Source organism: Simiduia curdlanivorans, from assembly GCF_030409605.1.
Taxonomy (GTDB): domain Bacteria; phylum Pseudomonadota; class Gammaproteobacteria; order Pseudomonadales; family Cellvibrionaceae; genus Simiduia; species Simiduia curdlanivorans.
On sequence record NZ_JAUFQG010000005.1, the window covers coordinates 1 to 11,213 of the forward strand.

At 53.3% G+C, this 11,213-nt stretch carries 10 protein-coding genes and 1 tRNA gene; 7 read left to right on the forward strand and 4 right to left on the reverse strand.

Annotated elements, in window-relative coordinates:
• Both folB and tsaD read right to left on the reverse strand, forming a co-directional pair.
• On the reverse strand, positions 1 to 310 hold a 310-nt coding region (folB, locus tag QWY82_RS13930; RefSeq protein WP_290263573.1), incomplete at its 3' end, for a dihydroneopterin aldolase.
• Positions 303 to 1,361 carry a tRNA (adenosine(37)-N6)-threonylcarbamoyltransferase complex transferase subunit TsaD gene (tsaD, locus tag QWY82_RS13935; protein ID WP_290259478.1) on the reverse strand — a complete coding sequence of 353 codons (1,059 nt, stop codon included), beginning with the start codon at positions 1,359 to 1,361 and terminating at the stop codon, positions 303 to 305. The genes tsaD and folB, both read right to left, overlap by 8 nt.
• A 221-nt stretch (positions 1,362 to 1,582) precedes the next feature.
• Between tsaD and rpsU the strand changes: the two genes are divergently transcribed.
• The 4 genes from rpsU (at position 1,583) to rpoD (ending at position 6,477) form a co-directional block, all read left to right on the forward strand.
• Positions 1,583 to 1,798: a 30S ribosomal protein S21 gene (gene rpsU, locus QWY82_RS13940; RefSeq protein WP_290259477.1), complete on the forward strand. Its 216-nt coding sequence runs from the start codon at positions 1,583 to 1,585 to the stop codon at positions 1,796 to 1,798.
• Between the two features lie 148 nt (positions 1,799 to 1,946).
• On the forward strand, positions 1,947 to 2,396 hold the full coding sequence (locus tag QWY82_RS13945) for a GatB/YqeY domain-containing protein (protein ID WP_290259476.1): 450 nt from the start codon (positions 1,947 to 1,949) through the stop codon (positions 2,394 to 2,396).
• The gene (dnaG, locus tag QWY82_RS13950; protein ID WP_353958709.1) at positions 2,362 to 4,500 is read left to right on the forward strand and encodes a DNA primase; all 2,139 of its coding nucleotides are present in this window, start codon (positions 2,362 to 2,364) and stop codon (positions 4,498 to 4,500) included. Before QWY82_RS13945 ends, dnaG begins: the two co-directional genes overlap by 35 nt.
• Before the next feature lie 108 nt (positions 4,501 to 4,608).
• Positions 4,609 to 6,477, forward strand: coding sequence for an RNA polymerase sigma factor RpoD (gene rpoD, locus QWY82_RS13955; RefSeq protein ID WP_290259474.1), 1,869 nt, complete (start codon positions 4,609 to 4,611; stop codon positions 6,475 to 6,477).
• A gap of 100 nt (positions 6,478 to 6,577) precedes the next feature.
• Here rpoD and QWY82_RS13960 read toward each other — a convergent pair whose 3' ends face one another.
• Positions 6,578 to 8,068 (reverse strand): alpha/beta hydrolase, encoded by a 1,491-nt coding sequence (locus QWY82_RS13960; protein ID WP_290259472.1) that lies wholly within the window; start codon positions 8,066 to 8,068, stop codon positions 6,578 to 6,580.
• A 516-nt stretch (positions 8,069 to 8,584) separates the two neighbouring features.
• On the opposite strand from QWY82_RS13960, the gene QWY82_RS13965 reads away from it, so the two are divergent.
• The 3 genes from QWY82_RS13965 (at position 8,585) to QWY82_RS13975 (ending at position 10,927) form a co-directional block, all read left to right on the forward strand.
• A tRNA-Ile gene (locus tag QWY82_RS13965) sits at positions 8,585 to 8,661 on the forward strand.
• Positions 8,662 to 9,637: 976 nt separating this feature from the next.
• Positions 9,638 to 10,555 carry a GNAT family N-acetyltransferase gene (locus QWY82_RS13970; protein ID WP_290263576.1) on the forward strand — a complete coding sequence of 306 codons (918 nt, stop codon included), beginning with the start codon at positions 9,638 to 9,640 and terminating at the stop codon, positions 10,553 to 10,555.
• Between the two features lie 144 nt (positions 10,556 to 10,699).
• Positions 10,700 to 10,927: an AI-2E family transporter gene (locus QWY82_RS13975; protein WP_290263578.1), complete on the forward strand. Its 228-nt coding sequence runs from the start codon at positions 10,700 to 10,702 to the stop codon at positions 10,925 to 10,927.
• 63 nt (positions 10,928 to 10,990) lie between these two features.
• Here the strand turns inward: QWY82_RS13975 and QWY82_RS13980 are convergent.
• Positions 10,991 to 11,213, reverse strand: a 223-nt coding sequence (locus QWY82_RS13980) for a hypothetical protein (protein WP_290263581.1), incomplete at its 5' end; no start/stop codon positions are given.

Below are 11,213 nucleotides of genomic sequence, written 5' to 3' on the forward strand. Positions count from 1 at the left end.
GCAGCGCGCCGGGCTTGGAAAGCTTAAGTGACAGCCAGCTAACCTTAAACTCTGTCTGAATTAATTCGGCCACTTGCTCGGCCAAGGTCTCAATCAGCTGATGGGATTTGGATTCGCTGAATTCAATCACCCGGTCGCTCAAGGTTTTATAGTTTAAGGTCTTGTCGATGTCGTCAGCGGCAGCGGCCGGGCGGATATCCGTAGCCAAAACGAGATCGAAGAATAAGCGCTGCTTAATGCTGCGCTCCCAGTCGTACACGCCTATTACCGTTTCAACCCAAAGGCCTTCGATGAAGATGCGATCACTCATGGTGCTTGGCCGCGTTTTGGTTAGGGATTGGCTTGAGGCTATCCATTGGCCAGCGCGGCGTCACGTTGATAGCGAGGTCTGCGGTTTCGCCGGCCAATAAACGCTGAGCGCCGGCGTAGGCAATCATGGCGCCGTTGTCGGTGCAAAACTCTTTGCGCGCATAGAAGACGGAGGCGTTGATTTTGGCCAGCTGCGCTTCGAGTTGCTCGCGCAGGGATTTGTTGGCCGACACGCCGCCGGCAATGACCAGGCGTTTGTAGCCAGTTTGCTTTAGCGCGCGCCGGCATTTAATCACCAGGGTTGCCACCACGGCCTCCTGAAATGCCAAGGCGATATCGGCGCAGGTTTGATCGCTTGGTAAGCCATTGGCTTCGGCGTGTTCTGTCACGGTATTGAGGGTAAAGGTCTTCAACCCGCTAAAGCTGAAATCTAAACCCGGTCTGTCGGTCATCGGGCGCGGGAAAGTGAATCGGCCTTTAGTGCCGCGCTCGGCAATACGCGCAATATGCGGGCCGCCGGGGTAATCTAGATCCATCATCTTGGCGGCCTTGTCGAAGGCTTCGCCGGCGGCATCGTCGAGCGATTCGCCCAGCAATTCATAGCGGCCAATACCTTCTACTTTTACCAGCTGAGTATGGCCGCCGGAAACCAGCAGTGCCACGAAGGGAAAGGCCGGAGGATTGTCTTCCAGCATGGGCGCCAGTAAATGACCCTCCATGTGGTGCACGCCCACGGCGGGTATGCCCAGGGCGTAGGCCATGGATCGGCCCACGGCGGCGCCCACCATTAACGCGCCTATTAAGCCGGGGCCGGAGGTGTAGGCGATGGCATCTAGGTCTGTTTTCGCCAGCCCGGCTTTGTTCAGCACTTCCTCTATCAGCGGTAGGGTCTTGCGCACGTGGTCGCGCGAGGCCAGCTCCGGCACTACGCCGCCGTATTCGCTGTGCACGGCGATTTGGCTATACAGAGCGTCGGCCAGCAGGCCTTTATCTGTGTCGTAAAGGGCGATGCCGGTTTCGTCGCAGGATGTTTCTATGCCAAGTACACGCATGGGCTAAAAAAAATGATGTAGTAGGTTGGAGCGGCATGATAAAGTCGCCGCCGGTCAGATACCAGCATAGTCCTCATTTTAGTCCGCTATTGTTGTAGGTCGAAATTGACGCACATCCGAGGCTTGATGTTAGTCAGTGAACTGTATAGAATCTGCGCCCCTTGGAAACCCGTCTGTAAGATGCAGTTTGGGTAGAGAATTTAAAACAGTCAGGTAATGAAATGCCTTCAGTAAAGTTGAAAGAAAACGAGCCCTTTGACGTAGCATTGCGTCGTTTCAAGCGTTCATGTGAAAAAGCCGGCATTTTGGCCGAAGTTCGTCGTCGTGAGTTTTACGAGAAGCCCACCACTGTACGTAAGCGCGAAGCTGCTGCCGCTGTTAAGCGTCACGCCAAGAAGATGTCTCGCGAAAACCGTAAATTTCAGCGGATGTACTGAGTTAGCTGCCTAAAGCTATTGCTCAGATCTGACTGCGCGGCCGGAATTCCAAGCTCCGGCCGTTAGTCGTTTCTAGTCTGTTAAATTGTGCTTTCTTGCTCTTCCACAGGTAGTTAACTTAGGTTTGTTACCACGTTAGGTGTTAGCCATGTCTACTGAACTCAGAACTCGAATCAGCGATGCTATGAAGGACGCCATGCGCGCCCGTGAAAAAGAGCGTCTTGCCGCTATTCGCCTCATACTGGCGGAATTTAAGCGTATCGAAGTTGATGAGCGCATCGAAGTAGATGATGACCGCGCCCTAGCGGTGATGGATAAGATGCTCAAGCAGCGTCGCGACTCCATTAGCCAGTTTGAGGCCGCCGGCCGCGCCGATTTGGCCGATGTGGAAAAAGCCGAAATGCTGGTTATTCAAGATTTTCTGCCCACCCAGTTGAGCGCGGAAGAGTTGGATGCCATGGTCACTAAAGCGATTGCCGATAGCGGCGCCGAATCTATGCGCGATATGGGTAAAGCCATGGCGCTGATCAAGCCGCAGGCCGCTGGCCGCGCCGACATGGGCGATGTCAGCAAGCTGCTCAAAGCCAAGCTGGGTTAAGCGCAACAGTTCGATTGTCCCTGGCGTCTCACCCCGTTACACTTCCGGCTCACTCCTAAACACTCTCTGGTGCTCAGACGGTTATGGCTGGTTTAATCCCCCAGACTTCGTTGATGACCTGCTCGATCGCATCGACATCGTCAGTCTTGTGGATAGCCGCGTTAAGCTGAAAAAAACCGGCAAAAACTACAGCGCCTGTTGCCCCTTCCACGACGAAAAAACCCCGTCTTTTACCGTTAGCCAAGACAAACAGTTTTTCTACTGCTTCGGTTGTGGTGCCAGCGGCAATGCCGTGGGTTTTATCATGGATTACGAGCGCCTGGACTTTCCCCAAGCAGTGGAGTCCTTGGCGCATTTGGCGGGTTTGGAAGTGCCGCGCGAGCAGCGCAGCCCCGAGCAAGTCAAAAAAGCCGAAGTGCGCAAGAGCCTGTACACCTTGCTGGAGAAGTCCAGCGAGCACTTCCAAACCCAGCTGCGCGAGCACAAGAACCGGCAGCAAGTGGTCAACTACCTGAAAACCCGTGGTCTAACCGGCGAGGTAGCGAAAAATTTCGGTATTGGCTTTGCGCCGCCCGGCTGGGATAACCTGCTTAAAGCCCTGGGTGAAACGGAAGAGGATAAAAAGCTCTTGATCGAGGCCGGCATGTTGATCGCGCACGAGCAGGAAAAGAAATTGTACGACCGCTTTCGCGAGCGCGTCATGTTCCCCATTCGCGATTTGCGCGGCCGCGTTATTGGCTTCGGTGGTCGGGTGCTCGATAACGCCAAACCCAAATATTTAAACTCGCCCGAGACGCCGGTTTTTCACAAGGGTAAAGAGCTGTACGGCTTGTACGAAGCGCGCCAAGCCTACAAGGAAATACCTCGGCTGTTGGTAGTTGAAGGCTATATGGACGTGGTGGCCTTGGCCCAGTTTGGCCTGCGCTATGGCGTTGCCACCTTGGGTACGGCGAGCGGCGAAGAGCATTTGCGTTTAGCCTTTAAATACACCAGCGAAGTGGTGTTTTGCTTCGACGGCGATGAGGCAGGCCGGCGCGCCGCACGCCGGGCATTAGAAGTGTCTTTGCCGGTGATGCAAGACGGCTGGCAGGTGCGGTTTTTGTTCCTGCCCGACGGCGAAGACCCAGATACCTTGGTGCGCCAAATCGGCCCGGAGAAATTCGAAGGCTTGATCCGCGACCGCGCCATTCCGCTGGAAGACTATTTGTTTGACGCGGTATCCGATGGCCTCGATTTAAAACGCATGGAGCACCGCGCCCGGCTAAGTAAGCTGGCGGCGCCGTTGATTTATCAGCTGCCCAAGGGTGTCTATCGCGAGCTGATGTTTCAGCAGTTAGCCAAGCGCACCGGGCTCGATAAGGAGACCTTACTCGAGCTGGCCGAGCAGCCACCCGAGCCAGCGCCTCGGCCTGAGCCTAGACCCACACAGTCGCCAGGAAACCGGCCAACGACTGCGGGTTCTGTCGATAGCGATAGCGACGCCGTGCCGGCCGCCATTGACCAAGAAGACCCTAACTATCACGACCTAGGTTACGAAGAGGTTTGGGCCCAGCAAGCGGCGGACGATCATTATCCGCCCGATGGCTACGAGCACTGGGATGGCGCCGAGGCGTCGCTGCCCCGTCAGCCGCAGTTATTTGCGCGCTCGTCGAAAAGTATCGGTTTTACCCCGGCAAAATTGGCTACCGCGCTGTTGCTCTACCACACTGAGCTGGTTGCTGAAGCCGAGCGCGAACTGGCGCAGCTGGCCGGGCTGGAAGATCCGGATTTACCGCTTTTGCGCGAGTTGGTGAGCTATTTGGCGGCCCGGCCGGTGGTCAGCATTGGCCAGGTGTTGGGCCATTGGCGCGGCGCCCACGGCCACGAGGCCGAGGTGAAAATGGGCCAGTTGGCGGGCATGCACTTGTTTACCAGTGTTGCGGCCAACGATCAAAATGCTGAGCTGCGCGGCCAGGAGCTGGCGGATATTTTTAAAGAGCTGCGGCGTCGGCTGCAATTGCAGGCAGATTTGCCCTTGATCGAGAAGGCGAAATTGCAGGGCTTAAAAAGCCTCAGTGCCGAAGAACGTGAGCAATTACGCCTTTTGTTAGCGAAAAAAGCCTGAATCTAGCGCGAAGAATGAGCTTGGATTCTGGCTCCTGATCCCCATATAGCGTTATAATGCGCGGCTTTGCGTTCCCCCCACCTCATCTGGTAATACACAGGGTTTAGAATGGTTGATATTGGCAAACAGCAGCAATCGCGAATTAAAGAGCTGATTGCTCGCGGTAAGGAACAGGGTTACCTCACCTATTCCGAAGTGAATGACCACTTACCCGAGGATATTTCCGATCCAGATCAGGTTGAAGACATCATTCAGATGATCAACGACATGGGTATCAAGGTGTTCGAAACCGCACCCGATGCCGATACCCTGTTGATGACCGACGGCGATAGCTCGGCCGATGAAATTGCCGCCGCCGAAGCCGCCGCAGCCTTGGCCGCCGTAGAGACAGAAGCCGGTCGCACCACCGACCCCGTGCGCATGTACATGCGCGAAATGGGTACCGTTGAGCTGCTCACGCGCGAAGGCGAAATCGCCATTGCCAAGCGTATCGAAGAAGGTATTCGCGAGCTGATGCACTCGTTGGCCTGCTGGCCCGGTGCGGTAGAGCAAGTGATTAACGAATACGACCTGATCGCCAAAGAAGAGCGCCGCATGGTGGACGTGATCGCCGGCTGGTTAGACCCCGCCGACGAAGTGCCCACCGCCGCCGAGCAAGCCCAGCGCCGCGAAGACGCCGCTGCCGCTGCCGCCGAAAGCAATGACGACGATGACGACGATGACGACGATAGCGATTCTTCCGATGATGAAGATAGCAACGAAGGCGGCGTAGACCCAGAAGAAGCGCGCCAGCGTTTCGATGCCCTGCGCGAAGCCTTAGCCAAGTACGAAAAATCCGTGGCGAAAAACGGCCGCAATCACAAGTCCACAGACAAGCTAGTGGATGAAGTGGGCGAGATTTTCAAATTCTTCAAATTGCCCCCACGTCAGTTCGATCCTCTGTATGCGCGCGTGCGCGGCATGTTGGATCGCGTGCGTGCCGAAGAGCGCGCCATCATGTACTTGTGCGTGCGCACCGCCGGCATGCCACGGAAAACCTTTATCAAAGAGTTTCCCGGCGCTGAAACCAATGAAGATTGGGTAGCGGATATTGTTAAGAAGAAGCGCGACTATGCCGATGCGTTGAAGGCCGTAGAGCCGGAAATTTTACGCAGCCAGCGCAAGCTTCAGCAAATTGAAGCGGAAGCCAGTTTAGAGCTGTCGGCCATTAAAGAAATTAACCGTCGCATGTCGATCGGTGAAGCGCGCGCCCGTCGCGCCAAGAAGGAAATGGTTGAAGCGAACTTGCGTTTGGTAATTTCCATCGCGAAAAAATATACCAACCGCGGTTTGCAATTCTTGGATTTAATTCAGGAAGGCAACATTGGTTTGATGAAAGCGGTAGACAAGTTCGAATACCGTCGCGGTTATAAGTTTTCAACTTACGCCACTTGGTGGATTCGTCAGGCGATTACCCGCTCCATCGCCGATCAGGCGCGCACCATTCGTATTCCGGTACACATGATTGAGACCATCAACAAGCTCAACCGTGTATCTCGTCAAATGCTGCAGGAAATGGGCCGCGAGCCCACGCCGGAAGAATTGGGCGAGCGCATGGACATGCCAGAAGACAAAGTGCGCAAAGTGCTGAAAATTGCCAAAGAGCCCATCTCCATGGAAACGCCGATCGGCGACGATGAAGATTCGCATTTGGGTGATTTCATCGAAGATAACACCATCACCTCGCCGGTAGATTCAGCCACCGTTGAGGGCTTGATCGAAGCCACGCGCGATGTGTTGTCGGGCTTAACCGCACGCGAAGCGAAAGTGTTGCGTATGCGTTTCGGTATCGACATGAACACCGATCACACCCTCGAAGAAGTGGGCAAGCAATTCGACGTCACGCGCGAGCGTATTCGTCAGATCGAAGCCAAGGCGTTGCGCAAATTGCGTCATCCATCGCGCTCTGATCACTTGCGTAGCTTCCTAGACGAGTAAGGCTGCAAGTCGGTGTTTATTCGCCGTTGATGCGAGTCAATAAATTGCGAGTCAATAAAAAAGGCGCCTAACAATAGGCGCCTTTTTTTATCTTCGGGTTTTAGTTCGGATGTTGATTCGCGCCGAGGCTATCGGCGAAATCATTAATGCGTTGTTGCAAGTAGGGGTAGAAGGGGTTGTAGCGCAGGCGGTTTAATTGTTCCATAGACACAATAAACGCACCGCGCTCGCCCAGCCCGCCACCGCTACCCAAATGCAGCTTCGAATCTACGGCGCGCTGATTGCCGTAAACCAAATCTGTGGGCCGAATCGGTAAAGCCACGTGAGACAGTGAATAAACATTGCGCGGCCAGCTCAGCGCCAACATCTCTTGGCTCGCCTCCAAGCTATTGGCTGAACGAGTGAGGGCGTTTACCGCAAGTTCGCTGTCTGGGTTGGCTACCAGGGTGTAGTTAAAAGGCAGTGGCCGGCTGTTCAGTTGTGCCAGCAGCTGTTGGTGTTGCTGCTTTAAATAGCCCTGAGCTTGCGCTTGATGATTGACATCAAACAGCACCAATTGATGCTGGTTTTGCGGCAGCTTTAGCAGCAGGTCGTGAATGGGCGCGCTTGGGTCTACGGTTGCATCCACCACGGATTGAAACACCAGCATGGGCGGAAAGTCGGTTAATCTTTGCGCCACACTTTGGTTGCTCAGCCGCTCGTGAATCGAGCGCGTCAGCTCGTAAATTTGTTGCCCGGCATTGACGGGAAACGAATTAAATTTAAACGGATCGTACTCAGGGTAAATATCCACCCAAGCCAAATTGTTCAGGCCCGGCAGCTTGCCTAACCAGCGCTGCAGTTTGGCAAAGCCGGCCAGTGGAGAGAGTTTGAGCGCAGGCGAGATAAGAACCAAGCCATTGGCCTGCCGCAGTGTGTCATCCTCTAGCGCTTGCAGGGCGTAGTCGACCGACAGTGCCGCGCCGTTGGAGTAGCCCACGAGTAGCAGGGGTAAGTTGTGCGGATTATCGTCGGCGGCGGCTCTAACCGCCATAGTCACCGCCGCGCGCGCGTCCTCCCAGCGCGTATCCAGTAAATGCCCGGGCAATAAGCCGTGGCCCGGCACCCGCAGCCCGAATACCTCGCCGCCATGGCGGCGCAAATCTTCGCCGATGGCGCGCAAACTGTAGGGCGAGTCGGACAAGCCGTGGATCAATACCGCCTTAAAGCGCGCCGGCTGGTCTGGCTTGAGCCAATAGGAGCGGTTGCCGTTAATGGGGTAAAGCGCAGGGTTGGCGGCGCCGGTGGGGCTAAACCGGTGCCAGGGTGCGGTGGGCGCCTTGCCCATCTCAACCTTCTTGGTCAGCAGCTCGCTTAGGGCGATAAATTGCGTTTGCTCGTGGGCGAGGTAAGCCTGCCAGGATGTTTCGCTTAGGTTGGGTAGCTCTGTCAATTTGGTGTAACGGGCTGAATCATCGTGCCAAAAAGACAATGCCGGGCGGGTTTGCGACCAGAGGTAAACAATCACTAACATGCCCGCTAGAAAGCCAAATAAACACCAACCCAGGCGCGCGCCCAAGCCCTTCAATAGCTTCAATGCAGATAATGTCACCGGCTTGCATCTCCTTTGCGAATCAAGCATTTACGAGAGTAGTCAAAGCCGCCCAGCATAGCTATAATGGCGCCCCCTCGAAAGCGCCTTTGCGTTAGCGGGGTGTAAAAGCTGGGATATGCTGCCCGCCACAAAGCAGCGCAACATAAATCAGCAAGACAAAACGCAGAGATTTTGTTGACCGGCAAGGAGCCGCGGTCGTAACAATGTTGCAACAGTTACGACACTTCCGCCATCCGTGGCGGTCGCACGCAACAAAAGATTAGCAAGCAAAAACGCAGAAATTTTGCGTTGTGGCAAGAAGCCGCGCAGTAAATTGAAGAAGCATAGATCAACTATGTGACTGAAATTTACGGGTGAGCAGGATCGTCACACGACAAAAGATCAGCAAGCAAAAACGCAGAAATTTTGCGTTGTGGCAAGGAGCCGCGCAGTAAATTGAAGGAGCATAGATCAACTATGTGACTGAAATTTACGAGCACGCGACGCCGCCACAACGGAAAAGGTCAAGTTTTTGGGCCTTTAGCTCAGTTGGTTAGAGCATCCGACTCATAATCGGCAGGTCCTGGGTTCGAGTCCCGGAAGGCCCACCATTTATTTACTCGAAGTTAGTTTTTCCGCACACGTCGGACCGACTCATCTCTTGTTTCATGTTCGGGCAGGTCCTAGACAACTCGAGTCCCGGAAGGCCCACCATTTCTTTACTCGAAGCAAGTCACTCCGCACACGTCGGACCGACTCATCTCTTGTTTCATGTTCGGGCAGGTCCTAGACAACTCGAGCCCCAGAAATCCCACCATTTATTTACTCGAAGTAAGTCACTCCGCACACGTCGGACCGACTCATCTCTCTGTTTCATGTCCGGGCAGGTCCTGGGTTCCAGTCCCGGAAGGCCCACCATTTCTACTAGAAGTTAGTCACTCCGCACACGTCGGACCGACTCATCTCTTGTTTCATGTTCTGGCAGGTCCAGAGCTCAGGTTCGAGAAACCCCACCATTTATTTACTCGAAGCAAGTCACTTCGCACCCGTCAGACAAATCATCTAGAATGATTTGGTGCGCGTTAGCGGCCGAAGGCCGAGCACAGGACGTGCGAGAACAAGCACCAGGCCCCATCTTTCTTGCTAGCCTGTCGGGGCTGCGCGTGGTGAGTTCTTCAAAAGCAACACTCTTACCTAGTAAAGTCGAAAAACTCTTGTTAAATCAACCTGAGACTCATGGCGTTTAATAATCCATCAGCCAAATAAATCCTCACCAAAGCTGCTGGCTCGCTCTTCGTACTCACCAAATCAATGTAATCGAGAATAGGCACAAGATGATTAGTTTAACTACATGACAAGTGGTAGATTAGCAGTCAAAATAACTCGATTAGCATGGGCGGCAGCTGTAAATGACTCCGCCAAAGGCTCCTTGCTATTCTTCTCATAAGGTATCGCCGAAAAGCGAAAAAGATACCACCTTGGGGAGTTAATCTGTATATATGTTAGCCGCAAGGCTAGAAACTCTAAGTCTCAAAACGGACGAAATCACTGCAGTTTTACCAAACTAGTTATCGACTGGGGACCGTAATGGATTACGCCATTTTAAAGCAATTTGATCAAGTCTCAGTTTATGTGCGCCAAGTAGCCGAGATAGCGGATAAAAATAAGGGGGCTTTTGGTTTTCTCTCTTCTTCTGTCTATGAGCAGATGGCATCTAAGGGGCAGTTGTGGGTGGCAATTAATAATTCCAATGAGCTGAAGGGCTATCTAATGTTTGGTGGCACAATGCCAACCCTCAAGGTTTTTCAGATATACGCCTGCCCATCTGTAAAAGGACAAGGTGTTGGGAAGCGGTTAATCAGTGCCTTGAAAAACCATGCAAGAGAAAAGCATTACCACTCCATTTCAGCCAGAGTCGCTTCTGATTTGCCAGCCAATAATTTCTGGGAGCAGGTTGGATTTTCGATATATCAGCAAGTTAAAGGTGGTCATACTACAAAACGCACAATCAATATCAGGGGTCACTCCTTAGAAGATAATGACCTTTTATCAGGCTTAACCAATGAATCAACTGGAATTGAGCCAATAGGTCCTGTGCTAGAGCGTCCAGTCTATGCTTTAGATTTGAACCTACTGCTGGATGTCTTCAAAGCGCGCCCAGGGTATAAGAAAGTCGTAAAAATTATGCAGGTCGGTTTTCAAGGTGGATTTTCGATTTGTGTAACGCCTGAGTTTAAAAAAGAATTAGAGCGTCAGTCAGCCAGTTATTCTGATGACCCCGTTCTTAGATTGGCCGCTGTATTTCCCGAGGTTAGCACTGATGCTGATGTTACAAGCATTGCTGAACCGCTTAGAGATATTGTCTTTCCTTTAAGAACATCTACTAGGAAGTCTGCACAGAATGATGAGTCAGACCTTATACATCTGGCATATATGGTGAGCCTGTGGTTGTGGTTTCTTGGGTTGATTACCCGCTGCTGTGGGGCACCATGGCTTTCATTTTAAACTTCGTTCCCAATTTAGGTTCCCTGTTGGCTGCGGTACCGGCGTCTTGCTGGCACTGGTTCAATTGGGTGTGCCTGAGGCCGTTTACACGGGGCTTGGGTTACTTAGTGATAAATTGGTTATCGCAATGTGGTAGAGCCGCGCATGATGGGTAAAGGCCTGAACCTGTCGACCTTAGTGGTGTTTCTATCTTTGGTGTTTTGGGGCTGGGTGTTGGGTCCCGTGGGTATGTTGTTGTCGGTGCCCTTGACGATGACCGTGAAAATCGCCTTAGAAAGCTACCCAGGCACCAGTTGGATGGGTATTTTGCTGGGTGATGGTGCCGAGCCCGCTAATGGCGGGGCTGACGTTAAAAGCGATACGCCGCACTAAGTTCCATGCCATCGTCGGTGGACAATGTTTGTATTTGAAAGCCTCGGCTATAGGTGGGGCGCTCTAGCTGTGAAGTCGATACCGCTTTGTTGAGCAGTGATTGTATGCCTGAGGATGTTGGCGCGACTTTCTTGGCCTTGGCAAGTTGGCGTAGTGCTGGAAGTGTATGGCTTGGGTTGTAGCTTGTTCAAGCGCGCTGTCTTCGCCGGTATAGAAAGTCTGGGAGAAGGTTTCACCAGCAAGGCAAGCGGGGCAAAGCGCGACGGCGGTGAGGGTTAATAGTGCT